Source organism: Pseudomonas sp. 203-8 (genome assembly GCF_020708595.1).
GTDB lineage: Bacteria > Pseudomonadota > Gammaproteobacteria > Pseudomonadales > Pseudomonadaceae > Pseudomonas > Pseudomonas aeruginosa.
Genome location: NZ_JAJFDF010000006.1, coordinates 417654 through 433133 on the forward strand (window position 1 = coordinate 417654; position 15480 = coordinate 433133).

At 68.1% G+C, this 15480-nt stretch carries 15 protein-coding genes; 12 read left to right on the top strand and 3 right to left on the bottom strand.

Features of this window, described 5'->3' with window-relative positions:
• Position 1 precedes the first annotated feature (1 nt).
• Both LJF27_RS16705 and LJF27_RS16710 read right to left on the bottom strand, forming a co-directional pair.
• Positions 2-883, bottom strand: a complete 882-nt coding sequence (locus tag LJF27_RS16705; protein WP_003101895.1) for a dihydrodipicolinate synthase family protein — start codon at positions 881-883, stop codon at positions 2-4.
• Between the two features lie 59 nt (positions 884-942).
• Entirely contained in the window at positions 943-1725 is a 783-nt protein-coding gene (locus LJF27_RS16710; RefSeq protein ID WP_003084054.1) for an aldolase, read from the bottom strand.
• 154 nt (positions 1726-1879) lie between these two features.
• Here LJF27_RS16710 and LJF27_RS16715 point away from each other — a divergent pair, with 154 nt between their 5' ends.
• From LJF27_RS16715 to LJF27_RS16760, 10 genes are all read left to right on the top strand, one after another.
• The gene (locus tag LJF27_RS16715; RefSeq protein ID WP_003112674.1) at positions 1880-2419 is read left to right on the top strand and encodes a helix-turn-helix domain-containing protein; all 540 of its coding nucleotides are present in this window, start codon (positions 1880-1882) and stop codon (positions 2417-2419) included.
• Positions 2420-2569: 150 nt separating this feature from the next.
• Positions 2570-3421, top strand: a complete 852-nt coding sequence (locus tag LJF27_RS16720) for a CoA transferase subunit A (RefSeq protein WP_003084060.1) — start codon at positions 2570-2572, stop codon at positions 3419-3421.
• Positions 3418-4200 carry a CoA-transferase subunit beta gene (locus LJF27_RS16725; RefSeq protein WP_003084062.1) on the top strand — a complete coding sequence of 261 codons (783 nt, stop codon included), beginning with the start codon at positions 3418-3420 and terminating at the stop codon, positions 4198-4200. Before LJF27_RS16720 ends, LJF27_RS16725 begins: the two co-directional genes overlap by 4 nt.
• Positions 4197-5402: a 3-oxoadipyl-CoA thiolase gene (gene pcaF / locus LJF27_RS16730; RefSeq protein ID WP_023102780.1), complete on the top strand. Its 1206-nt coding sequence runs from the start codon at positions 4197-4199 to the stop codon at positions 5400-5402. Before LJF27_RS16725 ends, pcaF begins: the two co-directional genes overlap by 4 nt.
• 149 nt (positions 5403-5551) lie before the next feature.
• Positions 5552-6850 (top strand): MFS family transporter, encoded by a 1299-nt coding sequence (locus LJF27_RS16735; RefSeq protein ID WP_003101889.1) that lies wholly within the window; start codon positions 5552-5554, stop codon positions 6848-6850.
• A 22-nt stretch (positions 6851-6872) separates the two neighbouring features.
• The gene (locus LJF27_RS16740) at positions 6873-8252 is read left to right on the top strand and encodes a 3-carboxy-cis,cis-muconate cycloisomerase (protein ID WP_023117247.1); all 1380 of its coding nucleotides are present in this window, start codon (positions 6873-6875) and stop codon (positions 8250-8252) included.
• 14 nt (positions 8253-8266) lie between these two features.
• Positions 8267-9058, top strand: coding sequence for a 3-oxoadipate enol-lactonase (gene pcaD, locus LJF27_RS16745; protein ID WP_023117246.1), 792 nt, complete (start codon positions 8267-8269; stop codon positions 9056-9058).
• A gap of 10 nt (positions 9059-9068) precedes the next feature.
• On the top strand, positions 9069-9470 hold the full coding sequence (gene pcaC / locus LJF27_RS16750) for a 4-carboxymuconolactone decarboxylase (protein ID WP_003084072.1): 402 nt from the start codon (positions 9069-9071) through the stop codon (positions 9468-9470).
• Between the two features lie 174 nt (positions 9471-9644).
• Positions 9645-10586: a LysR family transcriptional regulator gene (locus LJF27_RS16755; RefSeq protein WP_003084073.1), complete on the top strand. Its 942-nt coding sequence runs from the start codon at positions 9645-9647 to the stop codon at positions 10584-10586.
• Between the two features lie 191 nt (positions 10587-10777).
• Positions 10778-11611: a hypothetical protein gene (locus LJF27_RS16760; RefSeq protein ID WP_003101885.1), complete on the top strand. Its 834-nt coding sequence runs from the start codon at positions 10778-10780 to the stop codon at positions 11609-11611.
• A gap of 138 nt (positions 11612-11749) precedes the next feature.
• Here LJF27_RS16760 and LJF27_RS16765 read toward each other — a convergent pair whose 3' ends face one another.
• Positions 11750-13096 carry a 4-hydroxybenzoate transporter PcaK gene (locus LJF27_RS16765; protein WP_003101875.1) on the bottom strand — a complete coding sequence of 449 codons (1347 nt, stop codon included), beginning with the start codon at positions 13094-13096 and terminating at the stop codon, positions 11750-11752.
• Positions 13097-13401: 305 nt separating this feature from the next.
• On the opposite strand from LJF27_RS16765, the gene LJF27_RS16770 reads away from it, so the two are divergent.
• Complete coding sequence (locus tag LJF27_RS16770; protein WP_003101874.1) at positions 13402-14181, top strand: IclR family transcriptional regulator; 780 nt, start codon at positions 13402-13404, stop codon at positions 14179-14181.
• A 242-nt stretch (positions 14182-14423) separates the two neighbouring features.
• Positions 14424-15467: a Gfo/Idh/MocA family protein gene (locus LJF27_RS16775; protein ID WP_023117245.1), complete on the top strand. Its 1044-nt coding sequence runs from the start codon at positions 14424-14426 to the stop codon at positions 15465-15467.
• Positions 15468-15480: the final 13 nt, after the last annotated feature.

Sequence of the window (15480 nt, forward strand, 5' to 3'; positions counted from 1 at the left end):
ATCAGCGCAGCTCTTCCAACAACCCCTGCAGATACCGACAGCCCTCGGTATCCAGCGCCTGCACCGGAAGGCGCGGCGCCCCCACCTCCAGGCCGGAGAGGCCCAGGCCGGCCTTGATGGTGGTCGGCAGGCCCCGGCGGAGGATGAAGTCGAGCAGCGGCAACTGCCGGTAGAACAGCGCGCGGGCCTTCTCCAGGTCGCCGTCGAGCACCGCCTGGTAGAGCTGGCCGTTGAGCGTCGGGATCAGGTTCGGCGCGGCGCTGCACCAGCCTTTCGCGCCGGCCACGAAGGCCTCCAGCGCCAGCGGGTTGCAGCCGTTGTAGAAGGGCACCCGGCCTTCGCCGAGCAGGCGCAGCTTGTGCATGCGCTGGATGTCGCCGGTGCTCTCCTTGACCATGGTCACGTTGTCCACTTCGCGGACGATGCGCAGGATCAGTTCCACCGACATGTCGATGCCGCTGGTGCCCGGGTTGTTGTAGAGCATCACCGGCACGCCGATGGCTTCGCCCACCGCGCGGTAGTGCTGGAACACTTCCGCCTCGTTGAGCTTCCAGTAGGAGATCGGCAGGACCATCACCGCCTCGGCGCCGAGGGATTCGGCGAACTGCGCGCGGCGCACGGTCTTGGCGGTGGTCAGGTCGGAGACGCTGACGATGGTCGGCACGCGATGGGCGACGGTCTTCAGGGTGAAGTCGACCACCTCGTCCCATTCCGGGTCGCTCAGGTAGGCGCCTTCGCCGGTGCTGCCGAGCGGGGCGATGGCGTGCACGCCGCCGTCGATCAGGCGCTCGATGGAGCGGCCGAGGGCCGGCAGGTCGAGACCTCCGTCGGCGGCGAAGGGGGTGATGGTGTAGCCGATGATGCCGTGGATGGATGCGGACATTGGATGTACCCGTGACATTGAGTGGGAAATGCCAGGACGGACCTGGTGGGAAAGGTCGTTCAGCTCAGGCAGTCGCTGTTGCGCGGCAGGCAGCGCCGGGCGTAGTAGTTGAATGCGGCGCCGTGGCGCTTCGGGGTGGAGATCCAGTCGTGGGCCTCGCGCGCCAGGGCCGGCGGGATCGGCTTGATCTCTCCGGCGGCCATCGCCAGCAACTGCATCTTCGCCGCGCGCTCGAGCAGCACCGCGATCACGCAGGCCTCCTCGATGCTTGCACCGGTGGCCAGCAGGCCGTGATGGGAGAGCAGGATGGCGCGCTTGTCGCCGAGGGCGGCGGAGATGATCTCGCCTTCCTCGTTGCCTACCGGCACGCCCGGCCAGTCCTTGAGGAAGGCGCAGTCGTCGTATAGCGGGCAAAGGTCCATGTGCGAGACCTGCAGCGGTACTTCCAGGGTCGACAGCGCGGCGATGTGCAGCGGGTGGGTGTGGATGATGCAGTTGACGTCCGGGCGGGCGCGATAGACCCAGCTGTGGAAGCGATTGGCCGGATTCGCCATGCCGTGCCCGTGGAGGACGTTGAGGTCTTCGTCGACCAGCAGCAGGTTGCCGGCGCTGATCTCGTCGAAGCCCAGGCCCAGTTGCTGGGTGTAGTAGGTCCCTGCCTCCGGGCCGCGCGAGGTGATCTGCCCGGCGAGCCCGGAGTCGTGGCCGGCCTCGAAGAGAATCCGGCAGGTCAGGGCCAGCTTTTGCCGGTCAGTCCACGTATTATCGCCGAGGCTGCTTTTCATCTGCTTCAGCGCGTGCTGGATCAGTTGATCCTTGGGTAATTCCAGTGTCGTAGCCATGCGAGGTTCCTTTGACGGAGCGAGTCGGGGGAAACGCCAGGCAGTTGCGCGCCACGCAACGACCCGGCTGTAAATGACACGGATCAAGTTATATGACACAAAGTGTCATTAGCAAGAGAAAAGTTTCATCGCCATCGGGAGAAGGCTGTCCTCAATGTCCATGCGCTTGAAATTGCTGAGAAAAAAACTCGGGGTCACGCTGGAGACCCTGGCTGAGAAGACCGGCCTGACCAAGAGCTACCTGTCCAAGGTCGAGCGCGGGCTGAACACGCCGTCCATTGCCGCCGCGCTGAAGCTGGCGAAGGCGTTGAACGTGCAGGTGGAGGAGCTGTTCTCCGAGGAAAGCGACGGTGTCGACGGCTACAGCATCGTTCGTCGCGACCAGCGCAAGTCGCTGTCCAGCGGCGACGACGGCCCGGCCTACGCCTCCCTCGCGCAGCAGATCGGCGCCCGCGCGCTGTTGCCGTTCATCGTCCACCCCCCGCGCGATTTCAGTCACTCGACGTTCAAGGAGCACCTCGGCGAAGAGTTCATCTTCGTCCATGAGGGCCAGGTCGAGGTCGACTTCATGAACCAGCGGATCATCCTCGAGCGCGGCGACGCCCTGCATTTCAACGCACAGAAGCCGCACCGCATCCGCTCCCTGGGGGAGACCCAGGCGGAATTGCTGGTGGTGATCCACAGCGACGAATGAGGCGACGGCTTCGGTCGATCGGATGCTTGCTAACGTTCTGTTCGATTATCGAACTGTTAATCGATTATCGGATTGTGAGCCCTCGGACCCCGGCGTAAGGTTCTCGTCACGTGCCGTCCAGGCAGCGCACAACAAGACGAGACCCGACCGATGGCTGAAATCCTCTCCCTGCGCGAAGCGGTGCGACGCTTCGTCCACGATGGCGACAGCGTCGCCCTCGAAGGCTTCACTCACCTGATCCCGACGGCCGCCGGCCACGAGCTGATCCGCCAGGGCAGGAAAGACCTGACGCTGATCCGCATGACTCCCGACCTGGTCTACGACCTGCTGATCGGTGCAGGCTGCGCGAAGAAGCTGGTGTTCTCCTGGGGCGGCAACCCCGGCGTCGGTTCGCTGCACCGCCTGCGCGACGCGGTGGAGAAGGGCTGGCCGCAACCGCTGGAGATCGAGGAACACAGCCACGCCGACCTCGCCAACGCCTATGTCGCCGGCGCCTCCGGGCTGCCCTTCGCAGTGCTGCGCGCCTACGCCGGCTCCGACCTGCCGAAGGTCAACCCGCTGATCCGCAGCGTCACCTGCCCGTTCACCGGCGAAGTGCTGGCGGCGGTGCCCTCGGTGCGCCCGGACGTCAGCGTGATCCACGCGCAGAAGGCCGACCGCAAGGGCAACGTGCTGCTCTGGGGCATCCTCGGCGTGCAGAAGGAAGCGGCCCTGGCGGCGAAGCGCTGCATCGTCACCGTCGAGGAGATCGTCGACGAACTGGACGCCCCGATGAACGCCTGCGTCCTGCCGAGCTGGGCGCTCAGCGCCGTGTGCCTGGTGCCCGGCGGCGCGCATCCGTCCTATGCCCACGGCTACTACGAGCGCGACAACCGCTTCTACCAGGACTGGGACCCGATCGCCCGCGACCGCGAAAGCTTCACCGCGTGGATCGACGAATACATCCGGGGGACCGAGGATTTCGGCGCCTTCCAGGCCAAGCTCGCGGAGGGCAAGCGATGAGCAGCTACAGCACCAACGAGATGATGACCGTGGCCGCCGCCCGCCGCCTGCACAACGGCGCGGTGTGCTTCGTCGGCATCGGCCTGCCGTCGAAGGCCGCCAACCTGGCGCGCCTGACTTCCTCGCCGGACGTCGTGCTGATCTACGAGTCCGGGCCGATCGGCGCCAAGCCCAGCGTCCTGCCGCTGTCCATCGGCGACGGCGAGTTGGCCGAGACCGCCGATACCGTGGTCCCCACCGGCGAGATCTTCCGCTACTGGCTGCAGGGCGGACGGATCGACGTCGGCTTCCTCGGCGCGGCCCAGGTCGACCGCTTCGGCAACATCAACACCACCGTGATCGGCGACTACCGCCAGCCCAAGGTGCGCCTGCCGGGAGCCGGCGGCGCGCCGGAAATCGCCGGCAGCGCCAAGGAAGTGCTGATCATCCTCAAGCAGTCGCACCGCACCTTCGTCGACAAGCTGGCCTTCGTCACCTCGGTCGGCCATGGCGAGGGCGGCGACTCGCGCCAGCGCCTGGGCCTGCCGGGCAAGGGGCCGGTGGCGATCATCACCGACCTGTGCATCATGGAGCCGGAAGCCGGCAGCAACGAGTTCGTGGTCACTTCGCTGCATCCGGGCGTGACCCGCGAGCAGGTGGTCGAGGCCACCGGCTGGGCGATCCGCTTCGCTGAGCGGGTCGCCGAGACGCCCGCGCCGAGCGAGGTCGAACTCGCCGCGCTGCGCGACCTCGAGGCGCGCACCGCGGCCGCCCATGGACAGAAGGGGAGCGACGAATGAGCCGCGAGGTATTCATCTGCGATGCCGTGCGCACGCCGATCGGCCGTTTCGGCGGCAGTCTTTCCGCGGTGCGCGCCGACGACCTCGCGGCGGTGCCGCTGAAGGCCCTGGTCGAGCGCAACCCGGGGGTCGACTGGTCGGCGTTGGACGAGGTGTTCCTCGGCTGCGCCAACCAGGCCGGCGAGGACAACCGTAACGTGGCGCGCATGGCGCTGCTGCTGGCCGGTTTGCCGGAGAGCGTGCCCGGCGTCACCCTCAACCGCCTCTGCGCCTCGGGGATGGACGCCATCGGCACGGCGTTCCGCGCCATCGCCTGCGGCGAGATGGAGCTGGCCATCGCCGGCGGCGTCGAGTCGATGTCGCGCGCGCCGTACGTGATGGGCAAGGCCGATAGCGCCTTCGGGCGCGGCCAGAAGATCGAGGACACCACCATCGGCTGGCGCTTCGTCAATCCGCTGATGAAGGAGCAGTACGGCATCGACCCGATGCCGCAGACCGCCGACAACGTCGCCGACGACTATCGCGTGTCGCGTGCCGACCAGGATGCCTTCGCCCTGCGCAGCCAGCAGCGCGCCGGCAGGGCGCAGGAGGCCGGTTTCTTCGCCGAGGAAATCGTCCCGGTGACGATTCGCGGGCGCAAGGGCGACACCCTGGTCGAGCACGACGAGCATCCGCGTCCCGACACCACCCTGGAGGCGCTGGCCCGGCTCAAGCCGGTCAACGGGCCGGAGAAGACCGTCACCGCCGGCAACGCGTCCGGGGTCAACGACGGCGCCGCCGCGCTGGTCCTGGCCTCCGCCGAGGCAGTGGAGAAGCACGGCCTGACTCCGCGCGCGCGGGTGCTGGGCATGGCCAGCGCCGGCGTCGCCCCACGGATCATGGGCATCGGCCCGGTGCCGGCGGTGCGCAAGCTGCTGCGGCGCCTGGACCTGGCGATCGACGCCTTCGACGTGATCGAACTCAACGAAGCCTTCGCCAGCCAGGGCCTGGCCTGCCTGCGCGAACTGGGCTTGGCCGACGACAGTGAGAAGGTCAACCCGAACGGCGGTGCCATCGCCCTCGGCCACCCGCTGGGGATGAGCGGTGCGCGGCTGGTCCTCACCGCGCTCCATCAACTTGAGAAGAGCGGCGGCCGGCGCGGCCTGGCGACCATGTGCGTAGGCGTCGGCCAAGGCCTGGCGCTGGCCATCGAGCGGGTCTGACTGGCACAACCGGGTCGCCCGCCCGGTATCAAGAGCGCGCGTCGCGCGGCGCTGCCCATGTTTCGGCGGCGGCGCGGCGCGTGTGCAGCGGAACAGGACGCTCCGTCGCACGGTCAGGATGAAACGGACCCTGTCGAGAGAACAACAGCATGACTGCCCCTGTTCACCAGTACAGCAACGAAGAACGCCGCAAGCGCATCTTCGCCATCGTCGGCGCCTCCTCCGGCAACCTCGTGGAATGGTTCGACTTCTACGTCTACGCCTTCTGCGCGATCTACTTCGCACCGGCCTTCTTCCCCTCCGACAACCCCACGGTGCAGTTGCTGAACACCGCCGGGGTCTTCGCCGCCGGCTTCCTCATGCGCCCCATCGGCGGCTGGATGTTCGGCCGCATCGCCGACAAGCACGGGCGCAAGACCGCCATGCTGATCTCGGTGGTGATGATGTGCGCCGGCTCCCTGGCGATCGCCTGCATGCCCACCTACGCCAGCATCGGCACCCTGGCGCCGGCCCTGCTGTTGCTGGCGCGGATGTTCCAGGGCCTGTCGGTGGGCGGCGAGTACGGCACCAGTGCGACCTACATGAGCGAGGTGGCGCTCAAGGGCCAGCGCGGCTTCTTCGCCTCGTTCCAGTACGTCACCCTGATCGGCGGACAGTTGCTGGCGGTGCTGGTGGTGGTGATCCTGCAGCAGTTGCTGAGCGAAGACGAACTGCGCGCCTGGGGCTGGCGGATTCCCTTCGTGATCGGCGCGATCACCGCGGTGATCGCCCTCTGGCTGCGGCGCTCGCTGAACGAGACCGCTTCGAAGTCGACCCTGGAGCGCAAGGAATCCGGCACCTTCGCCGAGCTGTTCAAGCACAAGCGGGCCTTCTTCACCGTGCTCGGCTTCACCGCCGGCGGCTCGCTGATCTTCTACACCTTCACCACCTACATGCAGAAGTACCTGGTCAACACCGCCGGGATGAGCGCCAAGACCGCCAGCGCGGTGATGACCTTCGCCCTGCTGGCGTACATGCTGATGCAACCGCTGTTCGGCATGCTTTCCGATCGCATCGGGCGCAAGACCTCGATGCTCTGGTTCGGCACCCTGGGCACGCTCTGCACCCTGCCGATCCTGCTCGCGCTGAAGACCGTGAGCAGTCCCTACATGGCCTTCTTCCTGATCATCCTGGCGCTGGCCATCGTCAGCCTGTACACCTCCATCAGCGGCCTGATCAAGGCCGAGATGTTCCCGCCGGAGGTGCGCGCCCTCGGCGTCGGAGTGTCCTACGCGGTGGGCAACGCGATCTTCGGCGGCTCGGCCGAGTACGTCGCCCTGGGGCTGAAGTCGGTAGGGATGGAGAACGTCTTCTACTGGTATGTTTCAGCCATGTGCCTGCTGGCGCTGCTGGTCTGCGTGAGCCTGCCGGACCTGCGCAAGGTCAGCTACCTGAACGACGAGCCCTGACGGGCCGGGAAAAGGAAAACCGATGAGCGACGTACCCGCCAACCAGTTGTTCGATGCCTATTTCACGGCGGCGCCGATGCGCGCGGTGTTCTCCGACCGCGGCCGCCTGCAAGGCATGCTCGACTTCGAGGCCGCCCTGGCCCGCGCCGAGGCGCGCACCGGGGTGGTTCCCGCGACGGCGGTGGCGCCGATCGAGGCGGCCTGCCGCGCCGAACTGTACGACCCGCTGGCGCTGGCCGAGGCGGTCGCCACTGCCGGCAACTCGGCGATCCCGCTGGTCAAGGCGCTGGGCCGCCAGGTGGCGGCTGGCGACGCCGAGGCCGAGCGCTACGTGCATCTCGGCGCCACCAGCCAGGACGCCATGGACAGCGGCCTGGTGCTGCAACTGCGCCGTGCGCTGGCCTTGCTCGAGCAGGATCTGCAACGTCTTGCCGAGGTCCTGGCGGACCAGGCCGAACGGCATGCCGACACGCCGCTGGCCGGGCGCACCTGGTTGCAGCACGCCACCCCGGTGACCCTGGGCATGAAGCTCGCCGGCCTGCTCGGTGCCTTGACCCGGCACCGCCAGCGCCTGCGCGAGTTGCGCCCGCGCCTGCTGGTGCTGCAATTCGGTGGCGCCTCGGGGACGCTCGCCGCGCTCGGCGAACAGGCCCTGCCGGTGGCCGCGGCGCTGGCCGAGGAGCTGGGCCTGGCTTTGCCCGAACAACCCTGGCACACCCAGCGCGACCGCCTGGTGGAATTCGCCAGCGTGCTCGGCCTGGTGGCCGGTAGCCTCGGCAAGTTCGGTCGCGATGTCAGCCTGCTGACGCAGACCGAGGCCGGCGAGGTCTTCGAGCCGGCCGGCGCCGGGCGCGGCGGTTCCTCGACCATGCCGCACAAGCGCAACCCGGTGAGCAGCGCGGTGCTGATCGCCGCCGCCACCCGTGCGCCGGGGCTGGTCTCGACCCTGTTCGCGGCGATGCCGCAGGAACACGAGCGCAGCCTCGGTCTCTGGCACGCCGAGTGGGAAACCCTGCCGGAACTCTGTTGCCTGGTTGCCGGCGCGCTGCAACAGGCGATCGGCCTGCTCGAAGGCCTGGAGGTGGACGCCCAGCGGATGCGCCGCAACCTTGGCCTGACCCACGGCCTGGTGCTCGCCGAGGCGGTGAGCATCGCCCTGGCCCGCCGTATCGGCCGCGAAGCCGCGCACCATCTGGTGGAACAGTGCTGCCGCCGCGCCGTCGAGCAGCGCCGCGAGTTGCGCGCGGTGCTCGGCGAAGAGGCGCGGGTGAGCGCCGAGTTGTCCGGCGACGAACTGGACCGCCTGCTCGATCCCGCCCATTACCTCGGCCAGGCCCGCGCCTGGGTCGAGCGCGCGCTCGCCGAACACCATGCCCTGGGCCTCGAACCCCATCCCGCCTGACTGGAGATCCCTTCGTGCCAACCGTACGCCTCGCCGACGGCGACCTGAACTACTCCCTGGAAGGACCGGCCGGCGCGCCGGTCCTGCTGTTGTCAAACTCGCTGGGCACCGACCTGGGCATGTGGGACACGCAGATCCCCGCACTCACCGCCCATTTCCGCGTGCTGCGCTACGACACCCGCGGCCACGGCGCCTCGCTGGTCACCCCCGGACCGTACGCCATCGGCCAGCTCGGCGCCGACGTGCTTGCCCTGCTCGATGCCCTCGAGCTGCCGCGCGTGCATTTCTGCGGGCTGTCCATGGGCGGCCTGATCGGCCAGTGGCTGGGCATCCACGCCGGCGAGCGGCTCGGCCGGCTGGTGCTGTGCAACACCGCGGCGAAGATTGCCAGCGACGAGGTCTGGAACACCCGCATCGATACCGTCCTGAAAGGCGGCGAGCAGGCCATGCGTGACCTGCGCGACGCCTCGGTGGCGCGCTGGTTCACCGCGGACTTCGCCGAGCGCGAGCCGGCGCAGGTCGAGCGCATCGTCGCGATGCTCGCGGCCACCTCGCCGCAGGGCTACGCGGCCAACTGCGCTGCGGTACGCGACGCCGATTTCCGCGAGCAGCTCGGGCTGGTCCAGGCGCCGACGCTGATCGTCGCCGGCAGCCACGATGCCGTGACCACTCCGGACAACGCCCGCTTCATGCAGGCGCGCATCGCCGACGCGCAGTTGGTCGAGTTCGCCGCCGCGCACCTGTCCAACGTCGAAGCGGGCGACGCCTTCAGCCGCCGCCTGGTCGATTTCCTGCTGTCCGCCTGAGGAGCCGCCGATGGACGAGAAACAACGCTACGAAGCCGGCATGCAAGTGCGCCGCGCGGTGCTCGGCGACGCCCATGTCGAGCGCAGCCTGGCCAACCTGACGCCGTTCAACGAAGAGTTCCAGGAAATGATCACCCGCCACGCCTGGGGCGACATCTGGACCCGTCCGGGGCTGCCGCGACACACCCGCAGCCTGGTCACCATCGCCATGCTGATCGGCATGAACCGCAACGAGGAACTCAAGCTGCATCTGCGCGCGGCGAAGAACAACGGGGTGAGCCGCGACGAGATCAAGGAAGTGATCATGCAGAGCGCCATCTACTGCGGTATTCCCGCGGCCAACGCGACCTTCCACCTCGCCGAATCGGTGTGGGACGAGCTTGGCGTGGAGTCGCAGCAGGCGTCCCGGTAGGTCGCCGGCGGCGCTAGCGGTAGGGCGAATGGCGTCGCAGGCGTTATCCGCCGATACCCCGAGGGCCAACGGCGGTTATCCGTCCTGCGCGTGGGCCGGCAAGGCGGCGCTTCCCCTTGCCAATCGCCGGCGTTTCCCGGAAGGTCGACAGCTCCGTCATCCCTTCGGTCCGCCATGAGCCGCAAGCTGCATATCCACGCGCCCGCGATCCACTACTTCGACATGGTTCGCCGCTGCCATTCGATCCGCGAAGCCGCGCGGCGCCTGAACGTCGCCTCGTCGGCGGTGAACCGGCAGATCCTCAAGCTGGAGGACGAGATCGGCGCGCCGCTGTTCGACCGCCTGCCCGGCGGCCTGCGCCTGACCGGAGCCGGGGAGATCTTCGCGCGCCACGTCACCGTGGTCCTGCAGGACATGGAGCGCGTGCGTTCCGAACTGGACGCGCTGCAAGGCCTGCGCACCGGCCATGTGGAGATCGCCACCATCGAAGCGGTGACCAGCGACCTGCTGCCCTGCGTGCTCAAGGCGATGCGCGAACGCTACCCGGACATCACCGTCGGCGTCACCCTGCTCGGTTCCCAGGCGATACCCGAGGCGGTGAGCAGTGGCGCGGTCGACCTCGGCCTGGCCTTCGCCCTGCCGCGCAGCGCCGACCTGCAACAGGTCAGCGTCGGCCATTTCCGCCTCGGTGCCATCGTCTCCCCGCAGCACCCGTTGGCGCGACACCAGGCCATCGCCTTCGCCGATTGCGTCGAACATGGCCTGATCATGGCCAAGAGCGAGCTGTCCATCCATCACCTGCTGGCGCCGCTCCAGCGCCGTTTGCGCGAACCGCGCCGGGCGGTGCTGGAGAGCAGCTCCCTGGAGCTGTCGCGACAACTGGCGCGGCGCGGGCTCGGCGTCGCCTTCCAGACCCGCCTGGGGATCGAGGCCGACATCGCCCAGGGCGAGCTGCGTTTCCTGCCGCTGAAAGACAATGGCGGCATCCACAGCGACCTCGGCCTCTACGTGCGTACCGGCCGTTACCTGCCGGTGGCGGTGGACGCCCTGGCCCGGCAGATCGCCGAGGAAGTGCGCCTGCGCGAGCGCGAGGAAGCGCGCCTGAACGAGGCCTGAGCGGCGCTCGCGCCGATGCCAGACGGCTTGCCCGAGCTTGCCCGTCCGCTGATGCCGTTTCGGCATCGGCATGTTCGATATTCTGTTCTTTGGTCAGCGCGGCGAAGTGCCGATACTGCCCCGCGACCCCGGCGCGAAACCGGGGGCTGAGTCGCCACAAGAACAACAAAGCAACCAGCAGGACACACAGCATGAAGAAGATGATGCAGGGCGCCGCCGCCCTGATCGCGCTCGTCGGCGCCGGGGAGAGCATGGCGCTGGAATGGATGAGCAACAGCGTCGGTTTCCGTTACGGCCAGCAATTCACCAACCCGAACAACCCGGACAAGTTCGCCAAGCGCATCTACAGCTTCACCCACGCCGACGGCTATCGCTACGGCAGCAATTTCTTCAATCTCGATGTGTTCCTTTCCGACAACCGCGACCCGCGCAAGGGCACCGACCATGGTGGCAGCGAAGTCTATGCGGTCTACCGCCACCAGCTCTACGCTTCGCGGGTGTTCGACCGGCCGCTGGGCACCGGCCTGGTCAAGGACTACGCCTTCACCCTGGGCTTCGACGCCAGCCGCAACAACAACCTGGCTTCGGCCAAGAAGCGCGCCCTGGTGTTCGGCCCGACCCTCAAGTTCAACGGTCCCGGCGTGCTCGACCTGAGCCTGCTCTACTACCGCGAGAAGAACCACTTCGGCGTGCCCGGCGCGCGCCATCCCGACCACACCTTCGACACCACCTACATGCTCAACCTGACCTGGATGCGGCCGTTCAAGGTCGGCAACCATGCGGCGAAGTTCCAGGGCTTCGTCAACTACGTGGGAGAGAAGGGCGAGGACTACAACGACAAGGACACCGCGGCGGAAACCCTGGTCCGCACCGCCCTGATGGTCGCCGCCCTGCCAGGCGACAAGCGCCAGCCGAACCTGTGGCTCGGCGTCGGCTACGAGTATTGGCACAACAAGTTCGGCGTCGACGGTGGCACCGGCAGCCGCACCTCGACGCCGACGTTGAATATGGAATTCACCTTCTGAAGCGAAGCGCCGTCGCCCTACGCGATGCCGCCAACCCTGGGGTAGGGCGGATAACGCCACCGGCGTTATCCGCCGATACACCGAAGCCCGACGGCGGATAACCGCAAGCGGTTATGCGTCCTACGCGATGGGGCAGTTTCACCCCGCATCCGCGTGACTGACCAACCCCTTCAGCAGCACCGCGGCGGTGGCCAGTGCAGCCGGCAGCACCAGGGCGGTCAGCACCTGTTCGAAGTTCCAGCCCAGGCCCAGCAGGGTGGCGCCGATCCAGGCGCCGAGGATGGCGCCGAAGCGGCCGATACCGAGCATCCAGGAGACCCCCGTGGCCCGCCCCTGGGTCGGATAGAAGCGCGCCGCCAGCGACGGCATCGCCGACTGCGCGCCGTTGATGCACATGCCGGCCAGCAGCACCAGGGTCGCCAGCAGGGTGACCTGGCCGAGGCTCTGGCCGACGCACCAGGCGAACACCCCCGCCAGCAGGTAGAACAGGCCGATCACCTTGTGCGGGTTGAAGCGATCCATCGCCCAGCCCACCGCTACGGCGCTGAGCACCCCGCCGAACTGGAACAGCGCGCCGATGAACGCCGCCTGCTCCAGGCTCGCGCCGCTATCGCGCATCAGGGTCGGCAGCCAGCTGGTGAGCAGGTAGACGATCACCAGGCCCATGAAGTAGGTCAGCCAGAGCAGCAGGGTGCCGGCGCTGTAGGTACCGGAAAAGATCACCGCGAACACGTTGCGGGCCTGCACCGTCTGCTGCTCGGGGACGTGGAAACTCCGTGCCAGCGCCACCTGCGCCGGGGCGATGGGGGCCAGCACCTGGCGTACCCGCTCGCTGCCGCGGTTGCGCACCACCAGGTAGCGCGCCGATTCCGGCAGGCGGAACAGCAGGACTACCGCCAGGACCAGCGGTAGCAGGCCGCCGAGCAGCAGCAGGCTGTGCCAGCCGAACAGCGGGATCAGCTTCGCCGAGACGAATCCGCCGCAGGCCATGCCCAGGTTGAAGCCACAGAACATGCTGGTCACCAGCAGCGACTTGAGGCGCTCGGGGGTGTATTCGGAAAGCAGGGTGGTGGCGTTGGGCATCGCCGCGCCGAGGCCGAGGCCGGTGAGGAAGCGCAGCGCCAGCAGTTGCTCGACGTTGGTGCTGTAGGCCGAGGCCAGGCTGAACAGGCCGAAGAGGAAGACCGCCGCGACCAATACCAGCTTGCGTCCGTAGCGGTCGGCCAGCGGTCCGGAGCCGAGGGCGCCGAAGACCATGCCGATCAGCGCGGCGCTCATCACCGGCCCGAGGCTGGCGCGGTCGATGCCCCAGTCCTGGGTCAGCGCCGGAGCGATGAAGCCCATCGCGGCGGTGTCGAGGCCATCGAGGAAGACGATCAGGAAGCACAGCAGGACGATCCGCCATTGGTACGGCGAAAGCGGCTGGGCATTGATGAAGGCTTGCACGTCGAGTCGTTCGACGGCGGGCAGGCTGGGGCTGTTCATGGGACGGGTTCCGCGGCGAGAGTGAGGGCGTGGGACGAGGGTCGGACGCGTGGCTCAGGTGCAGGCGGCGGAAGGCAAGGCGTGCTGCGGCATGTCGGGATTCCCCTGTTGTTTTTGTAGCGGAGGCGCTCGGCCTGCCGGGGTGCAGACACATTACGGAGGGCCATGGGGAGTGGCAATCCGATAATCGTTTATCGGTTCGCTGATCGAACGAAACCCTGTGAAATCTCGACCTTCGCCAGGCTGTGAAAATCCGGAACCAGATTCTAGAATCCTGCCTTTCCTCGACTCAGGAACGCCCCTCCATGGCCGGTAGCCTCATCGAACGCGCCCTCGGCTTGCTCGAACTCCTCGCCAGCGATGCCCGTGGCCTGCCCCTGCAACAACTGGCGGACCGCCTGGATATCCCCAAGAGCGCCGCGCACCGCATGCTCGCCGAGCTGATCCGGCTCGGTTACGTGCGCCAGGACGACGACACCAGCCGCTACCGCCTCAGCACCCGCCTGGCCGCGCTGGGCTTCCGCTTCCTCGCTTCCAGCGGGGTGGTCGACCTGGTCCAGCCGGTGCTCGACGGGCTCGCCCGGGAGACCGGCGAACTGGTGCGCCTGGGGGTGATCGAAGGCGATCGCCAGACCTGGATCGCCAAGTCCCAGGGCGCCACCTCCGGGCTACGCTACGACCCCGACATGGGGCGCGAGGCGCCGCTGTTCTACACCGCATCCGGGCACGCCTGGCTGGCCAGCCTGAGCGACAAGGCGGCGCTGGCGCTGGTGGAGCGCCAGGGCGTAGGGGCGGCGCGGGACTTCGGTCCCAACGCGCCGCGCTCCAGGAGCGAGCTGCTGCGCTACCTGAAGCGCGCCCGCGAGCACGGCTATGCCTGGCAGATCGAATGCTCGGCGCCGGGCATGGCGGCGATGGCCGCACTGGTGCGCCACCCCGAGGACGGACGGGCTCTCGGCGTGCTCAGCGTGGCCGGGCCGAGCGCACGCTTCGGCGAGGCGCGCATGCACGAACTGGCGCCCCTGCTCCTGGCCGCGGCGCAGGACCTGTCCCACGCCAGCCAGGCGTCCGAGCTGTTCCGCTGAGCCATCCGGCCCGGCCCCAGTCCTTTCCCGACATCAGCGTTCGAATAGCGAACGCTTTCTTGCCTGTCACGAGCCCGCATGCGGCGGGCCTTTCCGCACTTCCATGGATGCCCCGGCGGTAGTGCCGTCTCGAAGCGCTCTTGCGCGGGGCCAGCCACTCGTTCAAATAATCTCCCTCGCTAAATCTGGAACGACGTTCTGGAATCTTGAAGCGAACAAGAAAACAACGATTGGGGACCGCCTTGGACGCACCGCTTCGCATCGCCCTCATCGGCGCCGGCAATATGGGCCGCCAGCATTACCACCGCTTGCAGCGAATCGCCGGCGCGCGCCTGTGTGCGGTGGCCGATCCCCAGGGCCAGGCGTTCGCCGCGGACACCGGCGTGCCCTGGTTCGGCGATCATCGGAGGTTGCTGGAAGAAGCCCGGCCGCAAGCGGCGATCGTCGCCAATCCGAACAACCTGCATGTCGCCACCGCCCTCGACTGCCTCGCCGCCGGGGTGCCGCTGCTGCTGGAAAAACCGGTCGGCGTGCAGCTCGACGAAGTGAGCGAGCTGGTGGCCGTCGCCCGGCGATCTGGCGTTCCGCTGCTGGTCGGTCACCATCGTCGGCACAATCCGCTGGTCGTGCGGGCGCGCCAATTGATCGCCGAGGGCGCGCTCGGTCGGTTGCTGTCGGTCACCGCGCTCTGGCAGTTGAAGAAGCCCGACAGTTATTTCGAGGTGGCCTGGCGTCGCGAGCCCGGCGCGGGAATGTTGCTGACCAACCTGATCCATGACCTCGACCTGCTCCGCCACCTGTGCGGGGAAGTGCGGGAGGTGCAGGCGCTGGCCGGCAACGCTATCCGTGGCCTGCCCAACGAAGACAACATCGCGCTGCTCCTGCGCTTCGCCAATGGCGCCCTGGGCAGCCTGACCGGTTGCGACGCTGCGGCGGCGCCCTGGAGCTGGGAGCTGGCAGCCGGGGAGAACCCGGTCTATCCGCGCCAGGCCGAGCAACCCTGCTACCTGCTGGCCGGCACCGAGGGTGCCCTGAGCCTTCCCCAGCTCCGCCGCTGGAGCTACGCCGAGGCCCGGCAGGGCTGGCACGACCCGCTGGCGGCCAGCGAGGAGGCCGTGGCGACAGGCGATCCCCTGCAACGCCAGCTAGAGCACTTCGTCCGGGTCGCGCGGGGCGAGGAAGCGCCATTGATGGATGCCACCGACGCCGCTCGCACCCTGGCGCTGGTCGAGGCGGTTCGCGAGGCCGCGCGCAGTGGCCGGGCCTGCGCGCCGGCCAGTTTCTGAACCGCTGACGATG

Excerpts from the sequence above, each read along its gene's own strand:
- LJF27_RS16755 (WP_003084073.1), top strand. The coding sequence starts at position 9,645 with ATGAGCCGCAAGCTGCATATCCACGCGCCCGCGATCCACTACTTCGAC.
- pcaC (WP_003084072.1), top strand. The coding sequence starts at position 9,069 with ATGGACGAGAAACAACGCTACGAAGCCGGCATGCAAGTGCGCCGCGCG.
- LJF27_RS16715 (WP_003112674.1), top strand. The coding sequence starts at position 1,880 with ATGTCCATGCGCTTGAAATTGCTGAGAAAAAAACTCGGGGTCACGCTG.
- LJF27_RS16710 (WP_003084054.1), bottom strand. The coding sequence starts at position 1,725 with ATGGCTACGACACTGGAATTACCCAAGGATCAACTGATCCAGCACGCG.
- LJF27_RS16740 (WP_023117247.1), top strand. The coding sequence starts at position 6,873 with ATGAGCGACGTACCCGCCAACCAGTTGTTCGATGCCTATTTCACGGCG.
- pcaF (WP_023102780.1), top strand. The coding sequence starts at position 4,197 with ATGAGCCGCGAGGTATTCATCTGCGATGCCGTGCGCACGCCGATCGGC.
- LJF27_RS16760 (WP_003101885.1), top strand. The coding sequence starts at position 10,778 with ATGAAGAAGATGATGCAGGGCGCCGCCGCCCTGATCGCGCTCGTCGGC.
- LJF27_RS16720 (WP_003084060.1), top strand. The coding sequence starts at position 2,570 with ATGGCTGAAATCCTCTCCCTGCGCGAAGCGGTGCGACGCTTCGTCCAC.
- LJF27_RS16705 (WP_003101895.1), bottom strand. The coding sequence starts at position 883 with ATGTCCGCATCCATCCACGGCATCATCGGCTACACCATCACCCCCTTC.
- LJF27_RS16770 (WP_003101874.1), top strand. The coding sequence starts at position 13,402 with ATGGCCGGTAGCCTCATCGAACGCGCCCTCGGCTTGCTCGAACTCCTC.
- LJF27_RS16725 (WP_003084062.1), top strand. The coding sequence starts at position 3,418 with ATGAGCAGCTACAGCACCAACGAGATGATGACCGTGGCCGCCGCCCGC.
- LJF27_RS16765 (WP_003101875.1), bottom strand. The coding sequence starts at position 13,096 with ATGAACAGCCCCAGCCTGCCCGCCGTCGAACGACTCGACGTGCAAGCC.
- LJF27_RS16735 (WP_003101889.1), top strand. The coding sequence starts at position 5,552 with ATGACTGCCCCTGTTCACCAGTACAGCAACGAAGAACGCCGCAAGCGC.